A 22,511-nucleotide genomic window follows, 5' to 3' on the forward strand; every position below is an offset into this window, starting at 1 on the left:
TGGCGACCGCAGTCAGGCGATGAGCCTGCTCTTCACCTTGCGTTGCCAATGCGCGGGGATGCGCCGAGCCACGCTGCGCAGGACCGGCAGGCTGCGCAGATAGACCAGTGCGCTGAACAATCGGGAGCGTGCCGCCGCCGTGGGCGTGGGGGTCGGCAGATAGCGCAGGAGCTGTGCGTGGTCCAGGCCGGCGCCCTCCGCGCGGCGCGGGGGCAGGTCCGTCACATAATCGCTGCGGTAGCCCCAGGCGTCCGGCTGGCTTTGTACGGGATCTACTGTCTGCACCGCCGGCAGCGCGGGGGGGATGGCCTGTGCGAAATGTTCGGTGCGGAGGGTGGTGAAAAACTCCACCCACTGTTTGGTGTCCAGGTTCCAGTCGCATACCCAGCTCCAGGGGCGCGTGGCCACCCGCTCGGCGAAGGCTCCGATGTCGGGCACGGCCACGGGCAGGCCGGCCTGGAGGGCGGCGCTGAGTGTGTAGCTGTAGGTCTCGGGCCACTGCGCGGGGAACCAGACGATGTCGGGCTGTAGCCAGGCCAGCAGCCTGGGAAGGTCTTCCTCCGTGTAGGCGCCATGTACGGTGAGGTGGGCCTTGGGCTGCGTCTGCAGTTGCCGATAGGCGTAGCCCAGCAGGTGGAATTCCACGGGAGCTTGCCGTTTAGCGGCCTCACGGGCCACGGCCTCCAGGACATCGGCGCCCTTGATGACGCTGAGGGCGCCGATCACCACGACCTTGAGGGCCTGCGTTGCGGGCAGCGGCCGCGGCTGCGGCGCCGGGAGGTCGGTATCGGGCGCCACGTCCGTATGTGGTACGGCCAGTACCTTGGCCGCCGGCACCAGGCCGGCAATGCGGCGTGCGGTGTCGTGGCTGGGGGCGAACACATGGCGGGCGCCGTTGAGCAGCAGGGCGTTGGCGCTGCGCCACTGGGCGACGCTGCCCCCCATGGGGGATGCCATGTCGGGCGTGCAGCAGTTGCATTGGCCGGGCGCGGCATCGCCCGTAAACCGCTCCTCGTCCCCGGTGAGGGTGATATGGGTGCAGTAGCTGTAGAAGTCGTGCGCGGTGAAGTCGTAGGGCACGTCCAGCAGGGCGGGCAGGTCGCGCACCTGCTGGCCATGGCCCAGGAGATGGTGGTAATGCACATGGCACACGCCAAGACTGCGCAGCACGCCGAGCAGCTCGTCGAACTGGTCGTCGAGGCGGAAGCAGAGCTCGAAGCCTTCGCGCTCGGAGGCCATGCGCAGCGCCACGCTGTGGCCGGGGGCGGGTGTCAGGGTGAGGAACTGCGCGTGAGCGGCCAGATGCGTGGACAACTCGCGCACATGGCGCACCGTGCCACCGGCGCGGTCGTGCAGCACGGCCAGCACTACGGGCAGATGGCCGTCCAGGATGCGCGCCACGTCCAGCGCCAGCCGGTAGGGGCGGGCCGGGTCGGCCTGCACGAAGGCATGGACGTCGCGGGCGTAGTTCGGGTGCAGGCGCGCCAGGGTCTCCATGGCGGCGCGCTCGCGCGGGCTCTTGCTGTCGCCAAAGCTCACCCCGCCGGTGTGCAGCACGAAGGTGTCGAGCAGGTGCAGGTTGCGCCAGCCGGCATGGACCGCGCGTTGGCAGAAGTCGTTTTCTTCGCCATAGCCCTTGCCGAAATGCTCGGTGTCGAACAGCCCGAGGGCGTGCAGGCTGTCGCGGCGGATGTACATGCAAAAGCCCACGCCGGTGGGTACGTCCACCACGACACCAGGGTTGGTGCGGGCGCACAGCGCGTCCAGCCGCGCGGTGTCGTAGCCCGGTGGCAGGGGGTTGTCTTCGCAAAAGCGCGGGTAGCTGCAGATGGTGGCGTTGGTGGACAGGGGGGTGACGCTGGCAATGCGTGCGTCGCCGTAGGCGGCGGCGCGGATGCGGTCCAGCCAGTCGTTGGCGACCTCGGTGTCGCTGTTGAGCAGCAGCACGTCGTTGCTGTCCGACAGTGCCATGCCGCGGTTGACGGTGCCAACGAAGCCCAGGTTCTCGCTGTTTTCCAGCAAGGTGATGCGCGCGTCCTGTGCCGCACGTTCGCGCAGCCATTGCGTCACCTCGGGTTCGGGGCTGCAGTCGTTGATGACGATGAGCCGGTAGGCCGCGCGCAGGGGCGAGGCGAGCACGGAGTCGATGCACAGCTGGGTATCTGCCAGGCCGCGGTAGACGGGCACGATCACATCCACGGGGTGGGGCGTGGGAGGCAGGGGGTGTTGGCTGGGCAGGGCGGCAGCTGGGGAAGGGGCGGCCGTGCGCCCCAGAAGCTGGTTCAGTCCCCGTTTGGCGGAGGCAAGCGGGCGGGTGGCGCGGTACACGAGCGAGTTTTCCAGGGTTTTGAATTGGGCCACCAGTGCGCCATGTTCGGCTTGCAGGCGCGAGAAGTCATTTTGCAGGCGAGCGAGGTCGTAGTGTTGGCGTGCGGCGTTGCGCTGAAGCCGGGAGGACTCCTCGCGCAGTTCGGACCGTTGCGCCATGAGCAGATCGTTCGTCTCGTGCAGGCGCGCATTGGCGCCATGGGCGACTGCGAGGGCGTCGCGAGTTTCGCTCAGCTGGCTCTCGAGGTGGCCCATCTCACCCTTCAGGCGGTCTTGCGCGGCGTGCGCCAGTCGCTGGGTTTGGTCGATCTGGTCCTGCAATGGCCGCACCGTGGCAGAGAGGGCCAGGTAGTCCGCAGACATGGGCCAGCCGACTTCCACTTCAAGGGAGCCTCCGGCGGTCGTGGCGTCCGCCACGGTCTGGGGATCGACAGGCAGCTGGAACCATGGGTCGTCGCCGGTGAGCAGCAGAAGCGACGCGGGGGCGGCGGGGGCCAGCGGTGACTGCCATTCCATCTGGCGATGGAGTGCTTCGCTTAGAAGCTCGCCGGTTGCGCTGGATGCATCCCAGCGCCAGCGCTCCACACCTTGGTCGTCGCGCAGGCTGATGGCGTAGAGATGCAGGAAACCGGGACGGTCTGCGGGGTCGAGCCGCAGATGGGTCGTGGGTGCTTCTGCCGCGGCAATGGGAAAGCGCAATGTCTGGCGCTCCTGACCAATGATGCCGCGGGCGGTGAGTTTGCGGTCTTCTGCGTAGCTGCCGCCCTGGCCCAGATAAAGCTGGGCTGTGAAAAGCGCCTGGGCTTCGGCGGTTGGGGGCGTGTCCAGTTGTTCTGGGGCTGCCATGTCCACCGGGTGGGCTGCCCCAACGAACTGGTAGGTAAGTGCATCGGGCGCCGCCAGCAGGTAGCGGGCAACGGAGGGGGGCAACTGGTCGAATTGGGTCTTGAATTCCGATTCGGGCATCTCCCGGTGGATAGTGTCCAGCGAGTCCACGGCCCAGCGCTGTTCTCCCATGAAGCGAGCCAGCGAACGGCGGGTGAAAAAGCGCAGGTGGGTGCGGTCCAGCAGGCCTTCTTCGCGGTAACGAAACTCGCCCTGCAGCAGTTCGGCCACCAAGCCGGCGTAGCCCGCATTGGGGACCGATATCAATAGCCGACCCGAGGGCTTGAGCAGGTCTCGGCAGGCAGCGAGAACACGCTCGGGGGCGCGCAGATGCTCCAGCACGTCGGCGCACACTATGTAATCGTAGTGCTGCGCAGTAAATGTTGTAAGCAAATCGCATGCTTCCAAGTCTGCAACCACAACGTGACGGTAGTGGGGGCGCGCCAGCGCGGCCTCCGCCTCGCTCCAGGTCAGGCCGTCGCAGGTGCAGCGGTGGGTTTCCCGCAGATACTGCCCCAGGGCGCCGCTGCCGCAGCCCAGGTCCAGCACCGTGGCGCCTTCATGCACCAGGCTGGCCAGTACGGAGAGGGAGGTGCGTTCATTGGGACGAATGCTGCGCAGGTAGACGTGCAGATCCTCGATGTTTTGTGTCATCGCTGGATTATCGCAACGCTGGTCGGCCTGCCCCGCACCCCGATAATCGGGTGCCATGCCCCGCCAACCAGGTTTCCATGATCGTTTTCGCCCACCTGCTGAATGACCGTTCCGGCAGCCCGCGGGTGTTGGGGGGCGTGATGGCAGCCCTCGCGGAGCGTGAGCCCCGCCAGGTGCTGTACCTGGGGAGTGGTGGTGATGGCTTCCTGGGGGAGTCTGTACCGCAGGCGCGGCGCTATGCATACCGGCGGGGGCGCAACCGCTGGGCAACATTGTGGCGCTGGCTGACCAGCCAGACCGATTTGCTGTGCCAGCTGTGCCGGGCTCGGGACATCGAGCGGGATGCGGTGCTGTATGTGAATACGCTGCTGCCGTTCGCTGCCGCTCTGTATGGCAGGCTGAGCGGGCGGCGCGTGGTCTGGCATGTGCATGAGGCTTCGCTGCAGCCGCGGTTGCTGCAGTGGCTGTTGCTGGCGGTGGCACGATGGGCGGCGGATACGGTGATCTGCGTGTCGGAGTTCCAGCGACAGGCTCTGGGCGTGCCGGAGGCTCGCGTGGTGCACAACGCGGTGGACGAGGTGCTGTTCGCCAAGGGCATGCACAGCGCGTATACACCCAGGCGCGACGGCGTGTTTCGGGTCTGCATGCTGTGCTCCCTGCGAGATTACAAAGGCGTGCCCGAGTTCCTACAGCTGGCGCGGGCCTTTGCGGGCGACAGCCGGCTGCACTTTGTGTTGGCGGCCAGCGATGATGCCGCAGCCGTGAGCGCCTACCTGCAAGGGCGTGACGTGCCGGGCAATCTGCAGATCGTGCCGGGCGCTGCGGATGTGTCCGCCATCTATGCCCGTGCGGGGCTGGTGGTGAACCTGTCGCGTGTGGACGTATGTCAGGAAACCTTTGGCTTGACGCTGCTGGAGGCCATGAGCTTCGGCGTTCCCGTGATTGCCCCGCCGGTGGGAGGGCCTGCCGAATTGGTGGAGGACGGGGCGCAGGGCTATCTGGTGGACTCGCGCGATGCTGAGGCCTTGCGGGCTGCCGTGGCGCAGTTGGCGGGCGATGCAGCGCTATGCATGCGGCTTTCGGCTGCCTGCCGGAGCAGGGCGCGGGAATTGTCCCCGGAAACCTTCCAGGCAGCCATCCGTGCGGCGGTACTCGGAGGGCAAGCGTGACGCGCACGGTGGCGGTTGTGGGGTGCGCCGGTGTGCCGGCGGCCTATGGCGGGTTTGAGACGCTGGCGGAGAACCTGGCCGTGCATCGGGAACGGCAGGGCCTGGAGGTGGTGCTGACGATCTTTTGCAGCGGACCCGTGCCACCGGAGAGCGCGCGGCGTTTTCATGGCGCACGTTTGCGTCATCTGCCGCTGTCTGCCAACGGGGTGTCGAGCATTGCCTACGATGCGTGGTCGCTGTGGCTGGCATGGCGGGAGCGGGCGGATGCCGTGCTGCTGCTGGGTGTTTCGGGTGCCGTGGCCCTGCCTCTGCTACGCTGCTTGGGCCATACCAAGGTGGTGACCAACATCGATGGGATAGAGTGGCGCAGGGCCAAATGGGGGCGCCTGGCCGGGATCTTCCTGCGCCTGTCAGAGTGGCTGGCCGTGCGCTGTTCGCATGTGGTGGTCGCGGACAACGAAGGCGTGGCAGAGCATGTTGCGCGCAGCTACGGCCGGCCCTGCACGGTGATCGCCTATGGGGGCGACCACGCGGTGCAATCCCCGCGCCGCCCCTGGCGCACGGTGCTGCCGTCCCGCTATGCGCTGGCCTTGTGCCGCATCGAGCCGGAGAACAACGTCGAGATGATTCTCGAGGCGTTCGCGCGCCACCCGGTGCTGCCCCTGGTCTTCGTGGGCAACTGGGACGCCAGCGCCTTTGGCCGGGAGATGCGCAAGCGCTATGGCGGGTACGGCCACATCACGCTGGCCGATCCCGAATACGACCCGGGGGCCCTCCGGACGCTGCGGGAGGGCGCCAGCCTGTATGTCCATGGCCACTCTGCTGGGGGGACCAATCCCTCGCTGGTGGAAATGATGCACTTCGGCGTGCCGGTGGCGGCCTATGACTGTCTCTTCAACCGCTACACCACGCAGGGACAGGCTTGGTATTTTGCGGATGCGCACGGGCTGGCGGCGGCGGTCGACGGTCTGGGGGGCGAGCAGGCCGAGGCGGTGGGCGATCGCATGCGCACGTTGGCGCGGAGTCACTACACCTGGGAGCGGGTCGGTGCGGAGTATTTCCGAGTGCTGGGGGTGTAAACCTGTGTTTTTTTGCATTGTGATACCCGCCTGCGACGAAGCGGCACTTAACATCGGCGTCTCATGATTTGGTTGTCTCTCGTCAGTTTCATCGTCACCGTGGTCGTTGCGGCGGCCACTATCCGGTGGCTGGGGGGGCGCACCGTTGAATACGGCGATGCCATGCCGCAGCGTTTCCACGTGGGCGAGGTGCCGCGTTTGGGCGGGTTGGCCTTGCTGGTCGGCATGGTGGTCAGTTGGCTGCTGGGCATTTGGCAGACGCGGGCAGGCGATCCGGGTTCGCTGCGCCTGGGGCTCTGGGGAATTTCCTGGATAGCGGTGCTGCTGCCCGCCGCCTTAGGGGGCATCGCCGAGGACATGACGCAGCGGCTGTCGGTGCGCTACCGGTTGCTGCTCACGCTGATTTCCGGCGGTCTGGCGGTGTGGCTGTTGGAGCTGAACGTGACGCGCTTGGGCCTGCCGTGGCTGGACGCCCTGCTGCTGCAGGTGCCCTGGCTGGGGGTGGGTATCGTGCTGCTGGCCATTGCGGGGCTGCCGCACGCCTTCAACATCATCGACGGCTACAACGGCCTGGCGGGCATGGTGGCCCTGATCATCTGCCTGGCTCTTGCCCATGTGTGTCTGCAGGTGGGGGACCGCGCGCTGGCCTCGCTGCTTGTGTGTCTGGCAGCGGCCACCGTCGGATTCCTGGTGTGGAACTACCCACGCGGTATGCTGTTCGCCGGGGATAGCGGGGCCTACATCTGGGGCGTGGTGATCGCACTGGCCAGCCTGTCGCTGGTGCAGCGCAATGCGGAGGTGTCGCCCTGGTTCCCCATGCTGCTGCTGATCTATCCGGTGTGGGAAACCATGTTCTCCATCTACCGCAAGCTGGCCCGGGGTGCCTCGCCGGGCATGGCGGATGCACTGCATTTCCACCAACTCATCTATCGGCGCATCGTGCGCGGCGTGTTCCACGAGGACGAGGCACGGCGCATGCTTAAGCGCAACAACCGCACATCGCCCTATCTGTGGGCGTTCACCATGCTCACGGTGATGCCGGCCGTACTGTTCTGGAACAACACGCCGGTGCTCATGGCGTTCTGCGGCTTGTTCGGTGTGACCTACGTGGCGGCCTACATCGGCATCGTGCGTTTCAAGGTACCGGACTGGCTGCGGTTCTGAGCGTGGGCGTAGTCGGCAGATGCGGCACAATTCGGACCTCTTTGTTCCACGTTGCCGCACTAGCCCGCTGACATGACCGACCTTCTTTCGATTGCCCCGCGCGACAAGGCTGAAATCCTGGCCCAGGCGCTGCCCTACATTCGCAAGTTCCATGGCAAGACCATGGTGATCAAGTACGGCGGCAACGCCATGACCGATCCGGCCCTGCAGGCGGACTTCGCGGAAGACGTGGTGCTGCTCAAGCTGGTGGGCATGAACCCGGTGGTGGTGCATGGCGGCGGCCCGCAGATCGAGCAGGCCCTCAACCGCCTGGGCAAGAAGGGTGAATTCATCCAGGGCATGCGTGTGACCGACGCCGAGACCATGGAAGTGGTCGAATGGGTGCTGGCCGGCGAGGTGCAGCAGGACATCGTGGGCCTGATCCACCAGGCCGGCGGCAAGGCCGTGGGCCTCACGGGGCGCGACGGCGGCATGATCCGCGCCAAGAAGCTCAAGATGGTGGACAACAAGGACCCGAACGTCGAGCACGACGTGGGCCAGGTGGGGGACATCGTGGCCATCGATCCCAGCGTGGTCAAGGCGCTGCAGGACGATGCCTTCATCCCCGTCATCAGCCCCATTGGCTTCGGCGAAGAGAACGAGAGCTACAACATCAACGCCGACGTGGTGGCCAGCAAGCTCGCCACGGTGCTGCAGGCCGAAAAACTGGTGCTGCTGACCAACACCCCCGGCGTGCTGGACAAGGCCGGCAACCTGCTGACCGACCTGACGGCGCGCGAGATCGATGCGCTGTTCGCCGACGGCACCATCTCGGGCGGCATGCTGCCCAAGATCAGTGGGGCGCTCGACGCGGCCAAGGCGGGCGTGAACGCGGTGCACATCATTGACGGCCGCGTACCGCATTCCATGCTGCTGGAAATCCTGACCGACCAGGCCTACGGCACCATGATCCGCAGCCACTGACCTGCGGATTCCTCTGTCCCGGTACGGGCCGGGGAGAGGCCAAGAGACCTCTCGCACCAAGAAATATGGCTGCAACGCCCATGTATAGGGCGTGTGCAGCTATTTTTTTGTGAGCAAGGAAGGGGCTTTTCGTTGCCTTTGGGGGAGTTGTTATGCTGTGCGAGAATCAATTGCACACACTTGTTGCCCTCCATGTCTGAATTCATGCCAGTCACCGCCGAGCCCTCCACGTCCGACGACGCGCCCGCTGCACGTCGCCGCCCGCGGCCCGGCGAGCGGCGCGAGCAGATCCTGCAGACACTGGCGGCCATGCTGGAGCAGCCGGGCGCCGAGCGCATCACCACGGCGGCGCTGGCGGCGCGGCTGTCGGTGAGCGAGGCGGCGCTGTACCGCCATTTCGCCAGCAAGGCGCAAATGTTCGAGGGCCTGATCGACTTCATCGAGCAGAGCGTGTTCACCCTGGTCCACCAGATCATGGAGCGCGGCGATGAGACCGATGGAGCCCAGCGCGCGGCGCGCATCACGGCCATGGTGCTGCAGTTTGGCGAGCGCAACCCCGGCATGGTGCGCGTGATGGTGGGCGATGCGCTGGTGTTCGAGAACGATCGCCTGCAGCAGCGCATGAACCTGTTCTTCGACAAGATCGAGGCCACGTTGCGCCAGTGCCTGCGCCCCATGGCCGAGGCCGACGGCGTTGCCGCGCCCACCGTGCTGACGCAGGTACGTGCTGCCGCGCTGGGCGACCTGATCCGCGGGCGCCTGCAGCATTACGCGCGTACGGGTTTCCGCCGTCTGCCCACCGAGCATCTGGACGCCACCCTCGCGCTGATGCTGTAGACCCACCGCCGACGCGGCGAAGTGCCGTTCGTTGGCGGGCGCCGGTGCAAGCGGATGTGGCGGACTGGCGCCGCACGGCTAGGTATTTACCCCTGGGCGCTTCACGCGTTCGATGAAAAACTGGTGTTGCCGGATACTTTTGTGCAAAATAGAACGATCGTTCGTTTTATTTTGACCCATGCCGGTATCGACCCCCTCTCCCAAGGCCACCCGCGCACCCCGCCGTGACGGCCGGGCGCTGCACAAGGGGCAGCAGACCAAGGCCGTCATCATCGACGCGGCACTGGGCCTGGCCACGCATATCGGTCTGGAAGGCTTGTCCATTGGCGCGCTGGCCGACGTGACGGGCATGAGCAAGTCGGGGGTGTTTGCGCATTTCGGCTCGCGCGAGGAACTGCAGATCTCGGTGATCCGCGAATACCACCATCGCTTCGAGCAGGAGGTGTTCTACCCCGCCCTGCAGGCGCCGCGCGGCGTGATGCGTCTGCGGGCGCTGTTCGGCAACTGGATGCAGCGCACCTCCATCGAGATCGACTCCGGCTGCATCTACATCAGCGGCGCCGTCGAGTTCGATGACCGCACCGGCCCCGTGCGCGATGCGCTGGCCAACTCGGTGCAGACCTGGCAGGCGGCCATCAAGCGCGCCATCCAGCAGTGCAAGGAATGCGGCGAGATCCGTGCCGACGTGAGCGAGGACCAGATGCTTTTCGAGATCCACGGCCTGATCCTGGCGCTGCACTACGAGGCGCGCTTCCTGCACACGCCGGGCTCCATCGAGCGCGCGCACACCGGTTTCGACAACATCCTGGCGCGCTACAGCGCCGACCCGTCTTTCAGGGGCGGCTGAGCCGCCCCCCGTTTTTCGACCTCACCCGTTTTCTCTTCCCCACATCTCAGGAGCCAAGCTATGCCTACTTACACGCCGCCGCTGCGCGACATGCAATTCGTCCTGCATGAGGTCTTCGCGGTGACCGATGAATTCAAGGCCATGCCGCGGCATGCCGAGGTGGATGCGGACACCGTCAACGCGGTGCTGGAAGAGGCGGGCAAGTTTGCTGCGGGCGTGGCGTTTCCGCTGAACATCAGTGGCGACGAGGAGGGCTGCACGCTTGACAAGCAGACCCACGAGGTCGCCACGCCCAAGGGCTTCAAGGAGGCCTACGCGCAATATGTGGAAGGCGGCTGGGCCGCGCTGTCGTGCGAGCCAGAATACGGCGGCCAGGGCCTGCCCTTCGTGCTCAACCAGTGCCTGTACGAGATGCTCAACAGCGCCAACCAGGCTTGGACCATGTACCCCGGCCTGTCGCACGGAGCCTACGAGGCCCTGCACGCCCACGGCACGCCAGAGCAAAAGAAGCTGTACCTGCCCAAGCTGACCAGCGGCGAGTGGACCGGCACCATGTGCCTGACCGAGCCCCACTGCGGCACCGACCTGGGGCTGCTGCGCACCAAGGCCGAGCCGCTGGCCGACGGCAGCTACAAGATCACCGGCAACAAGATCTTCATCAGCGCCGGCGAGCATGACTTCACCGCCAACATCGTGCACCTGGTGCTGGCCCGCCTGCCGGACGCGCCCAAGGGCAGCAAGGGCATCAGCCTGTTCGTGGTGCCCAAGTTCCGGGTGAATGCCGACGGCAGCCTGGGCGAGCGCAACCCGATCTACTGCGCGGGTCTGGAGCACAAGATGGGCATCCACGGCAACGCCACGGCGCAGATCGCCATCGACGGCGCCATCGGCACCCTGGTGGGCGAGCCCCACAAGGGCCTGGCCGCCATGTTCGTGATGATGAACGCCGCCCGCCTGGGCGTGGGCAACCAGTCGCTGGGCCTGACCGAGGTGGCGTTCCAGAACGCGCTGGCCTACGCCAAGGACCGCATCCAGATGCGCTCTTTGAGCGGCACCAAGGCCAAGGACAAGGAGGCAGACCCCATCATCGTCCACCCCGACGTGCGCAAGATGCTGCTCACCGCCAAGGCCTACGCCGAGGGCGGCCGCGCGCTGCAGATCTTCTGCACGCTGCTGCTGGACAAGGCGCACCACCATCCCGACGAGAAGGTGCGCAAGGACTCCGACGAACTCGTCGCCCTGCTGACCCCCATCGTCAAGGCCTTCATCACCGACAACGGCCATGTTGCGACCAACGCGTGCATGCAGGTCTTCGGCGGCCACGGCTTCATCAAGGAATGGGGCATGGAGCAGTACGTGCGCGACAACCGCATCAACATGATCTACGAAGGCACGAACACCGTGCAGTCGCTGGACCTGCTGGGCCGCAAGGTGCTGGGCAACAACGGCGCCACGCTCAAGAAGTTCGGCAAGCTCGTAGCCCAGCTGGTGGCCGAGGAAGGCGTGAACGAGAAGATGGCCGAGTTCATCAACCCCATCGCCTACCTGGGCGAGCAGATGACCAAGTTCACCACCGAGATCGGCTTCCGCGGCTTCCAGAACCCCGACGAGGTGGGTGCCGCCGCCGTGGACTACCTGCGCGTGGCCGGCCACCTGGTGTTCGGCTACATGTTCGCGCGCATGGCCCAGGTGGCGCTGCGCGAGATCGCGGCGGGCAACACCGACCCGTTCTACGTGGCCAAGCTGCAGACGGCGCGCTTTTACTTCGCCAAGCTGTTCCCCGAGACGGCCACGCTGATGCGCACCGCCCGCGCTGGCTCCAAGGTGCTTATGGACACCGACGCGGCCCTGGCCTGAGCGCCACGCTGACGGTCCCGGCCTGTTTTGAACGTTTTAGCACTGGAGCCCTTATGAGGAAAGCGCTAAATGCTATTGTTTTAATAGCTATTGCCGGCCCCGCGTGGGCCCAGATGACCCCTGCGGGCCTGTGGCGCAGCGTGGACGACAAGACGGGCGAGGCCAAGGCCGAGATCCGCATCGGCGACAGCGGCGGCGCCCTGAGCGGGCGCATCGAAAAGTCGCTCAAGAAGAATACCGACCCCGCCGCTACCTGCACCGAGTGCAGGGACGACCGCAAGGACAAGCCCATCGCGGGCCTGGAGATCCTGCGCGGCGGCCAGCAGGCCGAGGGCAAGGAGGTCTGGGAGGGCGGCAAGATCCTGGACCCCGAGAACGGCAAGGAATACCGCGCCAGCCTCACGCCCATCGACGGCGGCAAGCGGCTGGAAGTGCGCGGCTACCTCGGCCCCTTCTGGCGCACCCAGACCTGGCAGCGCATGCAGTAACCACTCATCGAAGATCAACCATGTCCCGATTCCAAGTCAAGAAAGTCGCCGTGCTCGGCGCAGGCGTGATGGGCGCGCAGATCGCCGCCCACCTCGTCAACGTGAAGGTGCCGGTGGTGCTGTTCGACCTTCCCGCCAAGGAAGGCCCGAAGAACGGCATCGTCACCAAGGCCGTGGAAGGCCTGAAGAAGCTCAAGCCCTCGCCGTTGGGCGTGGCCGAAGACGCGGACCTGATCCAGCAGGCCAACTACGAGGAACACATGGCCCTGCTGGGCGAGTGCGACCTCGTGATCGAGGCCATCGCCGAGCGCATGGACTGGAAGCTCGACCTGTACCAGAAGATCGCGCCCCATGTCGCGCCGCACGCCATCCTGGCCTCCAACACCTCGGGCCTGTCGATCACCCAGTTGTCCGAGGCGCTGCCCGAGAGCGTGAAGCCGCGCTTTTGCGGCATCCACTTCTTCAACCCGCCGCGCTACATGGTGCTGGTGGAACTGATCAACACGCCCACCACTGAAGCACAGGTGCTCGACCAGCTCGAGGCCTTCGTCACCAGCGGCCTGGGCAAGGGCGTGGTGCGCGCGCATGACACGCCCAACTTCATCGCCAACCGCGTGGGCATCGCCGGCATGCTGTCCACGATGAAGGAGGTGGAGAACTTCGGCCTCACCTTCGACGTGGTGGACGACCTCACGGGCAAGAAGCTGGGCCGCGCCAGCAGCGGCACCTTCCGCACCGCCGACGTGGTGGGCCTGGACACCATGGCCCACGTCATCAAGACGCTGCAGGACAACCTGAACGAGCAGAGCGACCCGTTCTACGGCAGCTTCGGCACGCCCGCCGTACTCAGCAAGCTCATCGAACTCGGCAACCTGGGCCAGAAGGCCAAGGCAGGCTTCTACAAGAAGGTGGGCCGCGACATCCTGCGCTTCGAGCTGGAGAGCGAGGAATACGTGCCCGCCGGCGCCAAGGCCGACGAGGTCTATGGCCGCATGCTGAAGAAACCCGCGGCCGAGCGCCTGAAGCTGCTGCGCAACGCCGAGGGGCCGCAGGGCCGGTTCCTCTGGGCCATCCTGCGCAACAGCTTCCACTACGCTGCCGTGCACCTGGCAACGATTGCCGACACCGCGCGCGACGTGGACCAGGCCATGCGCTGGGGTTTCGGCATGAGCCAGGGCCCGTTCGAGCTGTGGCAGGAGGCCGGCTGGCTGGAGGTGGCGCAGATGATCCAGGAGGACATTGCCGCCGGCAAGGCGCTGTGCCAGGCGCCGCTGCCCGACTGGGTGTTCAAGGGCCCCGTGGCCGACGCCGGCGGCGTGCACACGGCGCAGGGCTCGTGGAGCCCGTCGCAAGGCAAGTTCGTGCCGCGCCGCCAGCTGCCGGTGTACGAACGACAGCATTTCCCCGAGAGGCTGCTGGGCGAGGACAACCTGCCCGACTGGCGCAAGGCCGGCACCACCATCAGCGACACGGATGCGCTGCGCACCTGGACGCTGGACGGCAAGGTGCTCATCGCCAGCATCCAGAGCAAGATGCACGCGATCAGCCCCGACGTGATGGAAGGGCTGATGGAGGCCGTCGACCTGGCCGAGCGCGAGTACGAGGGCATGGTCATCTGGTCGGGCGACGCGCCGTTCAGCGTGGGCGCCGACCTGCAGGCCACCATGCCCGCCTACGTGGTCGCGGGCATCGCCGCCATCGAAGGCGTGGAGCATGAGCTGCAGAACCTCATGCTGCGCCTGCGCTACGCCCAGGTGCCTGTGGTCTCGGCCATCCACGGCATGGCGCTGGGCGGCGGCTGCGAGCTGGCCGTGCACAGCGCGCGCCGCGTGGCCCACATGGAGAGCTACATCGGCCTGGTGGAGGTCGGCGTGGGCCTGGTGCCCGGCGCCGGCGGCCTGACCTACATCGCCCGCCGCGCGGCCGAGAACGCCGCCGCCAGCACGGGCAAGGACATCCTGCCCTTCCTGACCGAGGGCTTCACCGCCGCAGCCATGGCCAAGGTGGGCACCAGCGCCCTCGAGTCCCGGAAGCTGGGCTACCTGCTGGACAGCGACCTCATCGTGCCGCACCGGGACGAGGTGCTGTTCGTCGCCATCAACGAGGCCAGGGCCATGGCCCAGGGGGGCTGGCGCGCGCCGCACAAGCGCCTGTTCCCCGTGGCGGGGCGCAGCGGCATCGCCACCATCAAGGGCTCGCTCGTGAACATGCGCGACGGCGGCTTCATCAGCGAGCATGACCAGCACATCGCCACGCTGATCGCCGAGGTGGTCTGCGGCGGCGACGTGGACGCCGGCACGCTGGTGAGCGAGGAATACCTGATGGCGCTGGAGCGCAAGGCGTTCTGCGCCCTGATCGAGCACCCCAAGACCCAGGAACGCATCCTGGGCATGCTCAACACCGGCAAACCCGTGCGCAACTGAAAGAGACACCGACCATGAAGCAAGTGCAAGACGCCTACATCGTCGCCGCTACGCGCACGCCCATCGGCAAGTCGCACCGCGGTTACTTCCGCAACTACCGCCCCGACGACCTGCTGGCCACCACGCTGCGCGCCGCGCTGGCGCAGGCGCCGGGGCTGGACCCCAAGGCCATCGAGGACATCATCTGCGGCTGCGCCATCCCCGAGGCCCAGCAGGGCCTGAACGTGGCGCGCATCGGCGCCGTGCTGGCGGGCCTGCCCACCAGTGTGGGCGGCATCACCGTGAACCGTTTCTGCGCCTCGGGCCTGAGCGCCGTGGCCATGGCGGCCGACCGCATCCGCGTGGGCGAGGCCGACGTGATGATCGCCGCCGGTGTGGAGAGCATGAGCATGGTGCCCATGATGGGCAACGCGCCCAGCCTGTCGCCCAGCATCTTCGAGCGCGACGGCGACGTGGGCATCGCCTACGGCATGGGCCTGACGGCCGAGAAGGTGGCGCAGCAGTGGAAGGTGGGCCGCGAGGCGCAGGATGCGTTCGCGCTCGAGTCGCACCGCCGCGCCATCGCCGCGCAGCAGGCCGGCGAGTTTGCCGACGAGATCACGCCCATCGAGGTGACGGACCGCACGGCCGACCTGGCCACGGGCGAGGTCATCACCAAGACCCGCACGGTGTCCCTGGACGAAGGCGCCCGCCCCGACACCAGCCTGGAGGGCCTGGCCAAGCTGCGCACGGTGTTCGCCGCGCGCGGCACGGTGACGGCGGGCAACAGCTCGCAGACCAGCGACGGCGCGGGTGCGCTCATCCTGGCCAGCGAGACAGCGGTGAAGCGCTTCGGCCTGACGCCGCTGGCGCGCTTCGTGAGCTATGCCAGCAAGGGCGTTCCGCCGGCCATCATGGGCATCGGCCCCATCGAGGCGATCCCGGCCGCGCTGCGCTATGCCGGGCTCACGCAGGACGACATCGGCTGGTACGAACTCAACGAAGCCTTCGCCGCCCAGTCGCTGGCCGTGGTGAACACGCTGGGCCTGGACCCGGCCAAGGTCAACCCCATGGGCGGCGCCATCGCCCTGGGCCACCCGCTGGGCGCCACGGGCGCGATCCGCTCGGCCACGGTGGTGCACGCGCTGCGCCGCAAGCAGCTCAAGTACGGCATGGTCACCATGTGCGTGGGCATGGGCCAGGGCGCGGCGGGCATCTTCGAGCGGGTCTAGCCCCAGGGCGCCGCCCCGTCCCTTGGGCGGCGATGGTCATGACACAGCAAGCCGGCGCAGACCGGCGCCTTGCAGGAGACAACGGGCATGCAACAGCAGACCTTGCAGGTGGATGGCGCGGCCCTGGCGCTGCGTGTGTACGAGCCGCCGCAGCCGGCGCGCGCCAGCATCGTCATCGGCGGCGCCTTTGGCGTGCGCCAGACCTTCTACGCGCGTTTTGCCGCCTGGATGGCCGGCCAGGGCTTTCGGGTCACCACCTTCGACTACCGCGGGCATGGCGAGTCGCTGCAGGGCCGTGTGCGCGAGGTGCGCGCCGACCTGTTCGACTGGGCGCGCGACTACGACGCCGTGATCGCCCATGCCGCGCAGGCGCTGCCCGGCCGGCCGCTGCTGCTCGTTGGCCACAGCCTGGGGGCGCAGCTGCCGGGGCTGCTGCGCGGGCATGCGCGCGTGAGCGGCCTGCTCAGCGTGGCGGCGGGCAGCGGCTACTGGCGCGACAACGCGCCGCGCATCCGCCGTGCCATGCCGGCCTTCTGGCATGTGCTGGTGCCGCTGTCGGTGCGGCTGTGCGGCTACTTTCCGGGCCGGCGCCTGCGTACGGTGGGCGACCTGCCCGCGGGCGTGATGCTGCAGTGGCGCCGCTGGTGCCTGCACCCGCGCTACAGCGTGGGGGCGGAGGGCGAGGCCGTGCAGCGCAGCTATGGCGCCGTGCGCTTTCCCGTGCATGCCTGGTCCATGCACGATGACGAGCTGATGACCTGGCGCGGCACGCAGAACCTGATGGCCTTGTATGCCAACGCGCCGCGCAGCCTGGAGCGCATCGCGCCGCAGGACGTGCAGGCACGGCGCATCGGGCATTTCGGCTTCTTCCGCGACGATTTCCAGGCCACGCTGTGGCCGCGCGCGGTGGCGCAGCTCGATGCGCTGGCGCAGGCGTCGGGGCAGCGCGTCGTGGGCGCGACCACGGCGTGAGGCAAATCGCGGCACACTTGGTCCCATGACTTCGCACCACCACAGCATTCACCCCCTGGACGAGGCGCTGGCGCTCACGTCCAGCCATCCCCAAGGGGCCGGGCAGTACACCGGCCACACCACGCCGGCCTACTGGAACATGGTGGGGCCGTTTGGCGGCATCACCGCGGCCACGCTGCTGCAGGCCGTGATGCAGCACCCCGAGCGCCTGGGCGAGCCGCTGTCGCTCACGGTGAACTATGCCGGCGCGCTGGCCGAGGGGCCGTTCACGCTGCAGGCCACGCCGGTGCGCACCAACCGGTCCACGCAGCACTGGACGCTGTCCATCCTGCAGGCCGGGGCCGACGGCGCCCCCGTGGTGACCACCACGGCCACGGTGGTGACCGCCGCGCGGCGCGAGACCTGGGGCGCGGCCGATACGCCCATGCCCGCGGTGCCCGGGCCCGCGCAGTGCAAGCAGATCAAGCCCGCGTTCCGTTCGGAATGGCTCAAGCGCTACGAGATGCGCCCGGTGAGCGGCGCGCTGCCCGAGCAGTGGGACGACAGCGGCGACACCAGCCTGTCCCAGCTGTGGATGCGCGACGCCCCGGCGCGGCCGCTGGACTTCTGCGCGCTGGCCGCGCTGGCCGATGTGTTCTTCCCGCGCGTGTGGCTGCGCCGCGCGCGCCAGGTGCCGGCGGGCACCGTGTCCATCACCGTGTACTTCCACGCGGGCGGCGACCTGCTGGCGGACACCGGCACCGGCTACCTGCTGGGGCAGGCGCGCGCGCAGGAGTTCCGCAACGGCTTCTTCGACCAGACCGTGCAGCTGTGGAACGAGGCCGGCGCCATGCTGGCCACCAGCCACCAGATCGTTTACTACAAAGAATGAACCCCGGAGCAACAGCCATGAGCGACATCCTGATCCACGCCGAAGACGGCGTGACCACCATCACCTTCAACCGCGTGGAGAAGAAGAACTCCATCACCAGCGCCATGTATGCGCAGCTGGCCGATGCCTTCGAGGCCGCCGCCCAGGACCCCGCCGCACGCGTGGTGGTGCTGCAGGGCGACGCGGCCATCTTCAGCGCCGGCAACGACATCGGCGACTTCCTGCAGCAGCCGCCGGCCGCGCAGGACGCGCCCGTGTTTCGCTTCCTGCGCGCCATCGCTACCTTCCCCAAGCCCGTGCTGGCGGCCGTGTGCGGCCCGGCCGTGGGCATCGGCACCACTATGCTGCTGCACTGCGACCTGGTGTACGCGGGCGACAACGCGGCGTTCTCCATGCCCTTCGTGAACCTGGGCCTGTGCCCCGAGGCGGCGTCCAGCCTGCTCGCTCCGCAGATGATGGGCTACCACCGTGCGGCCGAGGCGCTGCTGCTGGGCGAGCCCTTCATGGCCGAGGCGGCGCTGGAGGTGGGCTTCGTCAACCGCGTGGTGCCGCCCACCGAATGCAACATGGTGGCGCAGGCGCAGGCGCGCAAGCTCGCGGCCAAGCCGCTGTCGGCGCTGATCGAGACCAAGCGCCTGCTCAAGAAGAGCCAGACCACCGCCGTGCTGGAGCGCATGGCCGAGGAGGGCCAGAGCTTCGGCCGCATGCTGCGCGAGCCCGCCGCCCGCGAGGCCTTCACCGCGTTCATGGAAAAGCGCCGCCCGGACTTCAGCACTTGCTGAAGTCTGGTTGCCCCGCAGGGGCAGCGCCGCGCAGCGGAGCAAGCGTTTTCGCCACAAGCGCCGCCCGGACTTCAGCACCTGCCGAAGTCTGGAGTTGCCCGCAGGGGCATCGCCCGCTGCCATTCGGTGGGCGATGCCTGGTTTGAATGAAAAGTGCCTCTGGCGCCCGCCCATCAAGCGCAAGTTGCTCCTAATAATGTAGCGTTACATCTGTCATGAGCCCATCCACTACGCCACCCTTGGCCTTCGAACCCGAATTCATCGCCGGCCTGCAGCAGATCTTCGAGGAACGCATTCCCTTCAACCATCTGCTGGGGCTCAAGATCACGCGGCTGGAGCCCGCGCATGTGGCGGGGCGCATCGACATGCGGCCCGAGCTGGTGGGCCACTTCGCCTACAACCGCCTGCATGGCGGCGTGATCAGCGCGGGGCTGGACGCCATGGCCGGCCTGGCCGTGATGGCCGCCATCGGCGCCAAGCACATGGACGAGGCGCCGATGGAGCGCCTGCACCGCTTCTCCAGGCTGGGCACGATCGACCTGCGCGTCGACTACCTGCGCCCCGGCATCGGCAGCCATTTCGAGCTGCGCGCCGAGGTGTTGCGCCTGGGCTCGCGCGTGGCCACCACGCGCATGGAATTCCTGGGGCCGCAGGGCGAGCTGCTGTCGACCGGCGCGGCGGCCTACATCGTCTCGTAGCGGCTGCTGCGCAGCGGGCCGGGCGGGGCCGTCCGCGTCATGCGGCTGCCACATGCTGTGTGATGCTGAAAGCCCTGCAAGCGCATGCAACGATAGAGCGGTTTGGTTACCGTTCTTGCGTAACACGGGCGGTTTTGCCGCGCTGCCACTTCTAGCATCGGCGGGTCTTTTCTAGGAGATCCGATCCGATGGCCGTGCAGAACCCCTTCTTTGGCAAACGCGAACCCGATGCGTTCCAGCCCCGTCAACCTTCTTCCGTGCTGGGTGGCAGCGCTGCCGCCGGCATGGTCAACAGTACCGCCGCCGTGAACAAGCCTGCTTCCACCAGCACCTCCAGCACCAGCACCGCCGAAGGCGGCAGCAAGCTCACCGTGGGTCCCAACATCAAGCTCAAGGGCGTGGAGATCACGGACTGCGACACCCTGGTCGTCGAGGGCACCGTGGAGGCCACCATGGACTCGCGCGTGATCCAGATTTCCGAGCAGGGCGCCTTCCACGGCTCCGCGGAGATCGACATCGCCGAGATCCGCGGCGAGTTCGACGGCACGCTCACCGTGCGCCAGAAGCTGGTGATCTTCAGCACCGGCAAGGTCAGCGGCAAGATCCGCTACGGCAAGGTGGTGATCGAGGAGGGCGGCCAGATTTCTGGCGAGATCGTGGTCGGCGTGAGCGGCGCGCGCGCGCAGGCCGCGCAGGCGCAGACGGCGGCGCCATCGCCGGCACTCGCTGCGGCCTGAGGGCGGCAGCCCACGCGGGCGGGGGCGGGCATTCCCGCGTCCACCGCACAGCACCGGGAGGCCGTCAGGCGCTCCCGGTTTTTTTGTGCTCAGTCGGCCGCGCTGGCGGCCGTGCCGTCCGTGGCGTCCGCCTGCTTGGGAATGGGGCGCGGGCGGCCCGAGGCGTCGATGGCCACATAGGTCAGGCGCGCCTCGGTCACCTTCACGTAGCGGCCCTGCGTGCGGATGCGCTCGGCATAGACCTCCACCTGCACGGTCATGGAGGTGTTGCCGATGCGCGTGACCTCGGCAAAGAACGACAGCAGGTCGCCCACGCGCACCGGCTGCTTGAAGATGAACTCGTTCACGGCCACCGTGGCCATGCGGCCCTGGATGTAGCGCGCGGGCAGCACGGAGCCGGCCAGGTCCACCTGCGCCATGACCCAGCCGCCGAAGATGTCGCCGTTGCTGTTGGTGTCGGCGGGCATGGGGATGACCTTGAGCACCAGTTCCTTGTCGGTGGGCAGTTGGGTGAGGGCGGTGGAATCGGTCATGGTGATGGAGGGTTGGGGGGCGCCGGCGGGTGCGGCGCGGGCCCTGCATTGTCGGGCCAGACCGGCGGGCCCGTGGGCGCCATGGTTTTGCCGCCTCCTGCGGCGGCGCGCTGGGCGCGGCACAATCGGCGCGAACCTTCACGCCCCCTCTACGCTCCCTTCACGCCCATGCGCCGCGCCGGCTCCCACACCGCTCCCTTGCCTTCCGACCTGTCCCCCCGCGGCTCCGACTGGGTGGCGCTGCGCCGCCTGCTGCCCTATCTGTGGCAGTACAAGTGGCGCGTGCTGGCCGCGCTGGCCTTCATGGTCGGCGCCAAAGTGGCCAACGTGGGCGTGCCGGTGCTGCTCAAGGACCTGGTCGATTCCCTGTCGCTCAAGCCGGGCGACCCCGCCGCCATCCTGGTGGTGCCCGTGGGGCTGCTGCTGGCCTATGGCGGCCTGCGGCTGTCCACGTCGCTGTTCACCGAGCTGCGCGAGCTGGTGTTCGCCAAGGCCACGCAGGGCGCGGCGCGCTCCATCGCGCTGTCCACCTTCGAGCATCTGCACGCGCTGTCGCTGCGCTTCCACCTGGAGCGCCAGACGGGCGGCATGACGCGCGACATCGAGCGCGGTGTGCGCGGCATCGAGTCGCTGATCTCGTACTCGCTCTACAGCATCCTGCCCACGCTGATCGAGGTGGCGCTGGTGCTCGGCATCCTGGCCGTGAAGTTCGACATCTGGTTCGCCGGCATCACGCTGGCGGCGCTGGCCATCTACATCGTCTTCACCGTCACGGTGACCGAATGGCGCACCCAATACCGGCGCCAGGCCAACGAGTTCGACTCGGCCGCGCACACCAAGGCCATCGACTCGCTGCTCAACTACGAGACCGTCAAGTACTTCAACAACGAGGCCTTCGAGGCGCGCCGCTACGACGAGAGCCTGGAGCGGCTGCGCCGCGCGCGGCTCAAGAGCCAGAGCACGCTGTCGCTGCTCAACACGGGGCAGCAGCTCATCATCGCCACGGCCCTGGTGGTGATGCTGTGGCGCGCCACGCAGGGCGTGGTCGAGGGGCGCATGACGCTGGGCGACCTGGTCATGGTCAACGCCTTCATGATCCAGCTCTACATTCCGCTGAACTTCCTGGGCGTGATCTACCGCGAGATCAAGCAGAGCCTCACCGACCTGGACCGCATGTTCACCCTCATGGACCGCGAGCGCGAGGTGGCCGACGCGCCCGGCGCGCAGCCGCTGGCGCTGCCCGCGCAGCCCGCCGTGCGCTTCGAGGAGGTGCGCTTTGCCTACGAGCCCGCGCGGCCCATCCTGCATGGCGTGAGCTTCGAGATTCCGGCGGGCAAGACGGTGGCCGTGGTCGGCCCCTCGGGCTCGGGCAAGAGCACGCTGGCGCGGCTGCTGTTTCGCTTCTATGACGTGCAGGGCGGGCGCATCACCATCGGGGACCAGGACATCCGCGGCGTCACGCAGTCCAGCGTGCGGCAGGCCATCGGCATCGTGCCGCAGGACACGGTGCTGTTCAACGACACGGTGGAATACAACATCGCCTATGGCCGCCCCGGCGCGGGGCGCGCGCAGGTCGAGGCCGCGGCGCGCGCCGCCCATATCCACGATTTCATCGCCGCCACGCCCAAGGGCTACGACACCATGGTGGGCGAGCGCGGGCTCAAGCTCTCGGGCGGCGAGAAGCAGCGCGTGGCGATTGCGCGCACGCTGCTCAAGAATCCGCCCGTCCTGATCTTCGACGAGGCCACCAGCGCGCTGGACTCGGCGAACGAGCGCGCCATCCAGGCCGAGCTGCACAGCGCCGCGCAGAACAAGACGGCGCTGGTGATTGCGCACCGCCTGTCCACCGTGGTCGACGCGTACGAGATCCTGGTCATGGAGGCCGGCCGCATCATCGAGCGCGGCACGCATGCCCGGCTGCTGGCCCAGGGCGGGCGCTATGCGCGCATGTGGGCCTTGCAGCAAAGTGATGGTCAAAATGGCATGTAGCGCCCGTGTATCAAGCGCAATAAG

At 67.6% G+C, this 22,511-nt stretch carries 18 protein-coding genes; 16 read left to right on the forward strand and 2 right to left on the reverse strand.

Annotation, left to right across the window (positions count from 1 at the left end; all coding sequences use genetic code 11):
• Positions 1-12 precede the first annotated feature (12 nt).
• Positions 13-3,867, reverse strand: a complete 3,855-nt coding sequence (locus tag BP68_RS12610; protein ID WP_496372247.1) for a methyltransferase domain-containing protein — start codon at positions 3,865-3,867, stop codon at positions 13-15.
• 77 nt (positions 3,868-3,944) lie between these two features.
• Here BP68_RS12610 and BP68_RS12615 point away from each other — a divergent pair, with 77 nt between their 5' ends.
• The 15 genes from BP68_RS12615 to BP68_RS12685 all read left to right on the forward strand — a co-directional run bounded on the left by BP68_RS12615 (position 3,945) and on the right by BP68_RS12685 (position 19,965).
• Positions 3,945-5,036, forward strand: coding sequence for a glycosyltransferase family 4 protein (locus BP68_RS12615; protein ID WP_496372249.1), 1,092 nt, complete (start codon positions 3,945-3,947; stop codon positions 5,034-5,036).
• Positions 5,033-6,115: a DUF1972 domain-containing protein gene (locus tag BP68_RS12620; RefSeq protein WP_496372251.1), complete on the forward strand. Its 1,083-nt coding sequence runs from the start codon at positions 5,033-5,035 to the stop codon at positions 6,113-6,115. The genes BP68_RS12615 and BP68_RS12620 overlap by 4 nt, the downstream gene beginning before the upstream one ends.
• 63 nt (positions 6,116-6,178) lie before the next feature.
• Positions 6,179-7,279 (forward strand): MraY family glycosyltransferase, encoded by a 1,101-nt coding sequence (locus tag BP68_RS12625; RefSeq protein ID WP_496372253.1) that lies wholly within the window; start codon positions 6,179-6,181, stop codon positions 7,277-7,279.
• A 72-nt stretch (positions 7,280-7,351) separates the two neighbouring features.
• Positions 7,352-8,242: an acetylglutamate kinase gene (gene argB / locus BP68_RS12630; protein ID WP_496372255.1), complete on the forward strand. Its 891-nt coding sequence runs from the start codon at positions 7,352-7,354 to the stop codon at positions 8,240-8,242.
• Between the two features lie 192 nt (positions 8,243-8,434).
• Positions 8,435-9,079, forward strand: coding sequence for a nucleoid occlusion factor SlmA (gene slmA, locus BP68_RS12635; protein ID WP_496372257.1), 645 nt, complete (start codon positions 8,435-8,437; stop codon positions 9,077-9,079).
• A gap of 178 nt (positions 9,080-9,257) precedes the next feature.
• Entirely contained in the window at positions 9,258-9,926 is a 669-nt protein-coding gene (locus BP68_RS12640; protein ID WP_496372259.1) for a TetR/AcrR family transcriptional regulator, read from the forward strand.
• Between the two features lie 60 nt (positions 9,927-9,986).
• A complete protein-coding gene (locus BP68_RS12645) occupies positions 9,987-11,783 on the forward strand; it encodes an acyl-CoA dehydrogenase C-terminal domain-containing protein (protein ID WP_496372261.1) in 1,797 nt (598 codons plus the stop codon).
• Between the two features lie 53 nt (positions 11,784-11,836).
• Positions 11,837-12,271, forward strand: coding sequence for a DUF2147 domain-containing protein (locus BP68_RS12650; protein ID WP_496372263.1), 435 nt, complete (start codon positions 11,837-11,839; stop codon positions 12,269-12,271).
• A 20-nt stretch (positions 12,272-12,291) separates the two neighbouring features.
• The gene (locus BP68_RS12655) at positions 12,292-14,694 is read left to right on the forward strand and encodes a 3-hydroxyacyl-CoA dehydrogenase/enoyl-CoA hydratase family protein (protein WP_496372265.1); all 2,403 of its coding nucleotides are present in this window, start codon (positions 12,292-12,294) and stop codon (positions 14,692-14,694) included.
• A 14-nt stretch (positions 14,695-14,708) separates the two neighbouring features.
• Positions 14,709-15,905, forward strand: coding sequence for an acetyl-CoA C-acyltransferase (locus BP68_RS12660; protein WP_496372267.1), 1,197 nt, complete (start codon positions 14,709-14,711; stop codon positions 15,903-15,905).
• 87 nt (positions 15,906-15,992) lie between these two features.
• The gene (locus BP68_RS12665) at positions 15,993-16,877 is read left to right on the forward strand and encodes an alpha/beta hydrolase family protein (protein ID WP_496372269.1); all 885 of its coding nucleotides are present in this window, start codon (positions 15,993-15,995) and stop codon (positions 16,875-16,877) included.
• A 25-nt stretch (positions 16,878-16,902) separates the two neighbouring features.
• Complete coding sequence (locus BP68_RS12670) at positions 16,903-17,748, forward strand: acyl-CoA thioesterase (RefSeq protein WP_496372271.1); 846 nt, start codon at positions 16,903-16,905, stop codon at positions 17,746-17,748.
• A 17-nt stretch (positions 17,749-17,765) separates the two neighbouring features.
• Positions 17,766-18,530: an enoyl-CoA hydratase gene (locus tag BP68_RS12675; RefSeq protein WP_496372273.1), complete on the forward strand. Its 765-nt coding sequence runs from the start codon at positions 17,766-17,768 to the stop codon at positions 18,528-18,530.
• A gap of 215 nt (positions 18,531-18,745) precedes the next feature.
• The gene (locus BP68_RS12680; RefSeq protein ID WP_496372275.1) at positions 18,746-19,228 is read left to right on the forward strand and encodes a thioesterase family protein; all 483 of its coding nucleotides are present in this window, start codon (positions 18,746-18,748) and stop codon (positions 19,226-19,228) included.
• A gap of 188 nt (positions 19,229-19,416) precedes the next feature.
• The gene (locus BP68_RS12685; protein ID WP_496372277.1) at positions 19,417-19,965 is read left to right on the forward strand and encodes a bactofilin family protein; all 549 of its coding nucleotides are present in this window, start codon (positions 19,417-19,419) and stop codon (positions 19,963-19,965) included.
• 89 nt (positions 19,966-20,054) lie between these two features.
• On the opposite strand, the gene BP68_RS12690 is transcribed toward BP68_RS12685, so the two are convergent.
• On the reverse strand, positions 20,055-20,498 hold the full coding sequence (locus BP68_RS12690; RefSeq protein ID WP_496372279.1) for an acyl-CoA thioesterase: 444 nt from the start codon (positions 20,496-20,498) through the stop codon (positions 20,055-20,057).
• Between the two features lie 168 nt (positions 20,499-20,666).
• Between BP68_RS12690 and BP68_RS12695 the strand changes: the two genes are divergently transcribed.
• On the forward strand, positions 20,667-22,487 hold the full coding sequence (locus BP68_RS12695; protein WP_496372281.1) for an ABCB family ABC transporter ATP-binding protein/permease: 1,821 nt from the start codon (positions 20,667-20,669) through the stop codon (positions 22,485-22,487).
• The last annotated feature ends 24 nt before the right edge of the window (positions 22,488-22,511 follow it).

The organism is Diaphorobacter oryzae DSM 22780 (assembly GCF_059568935.1).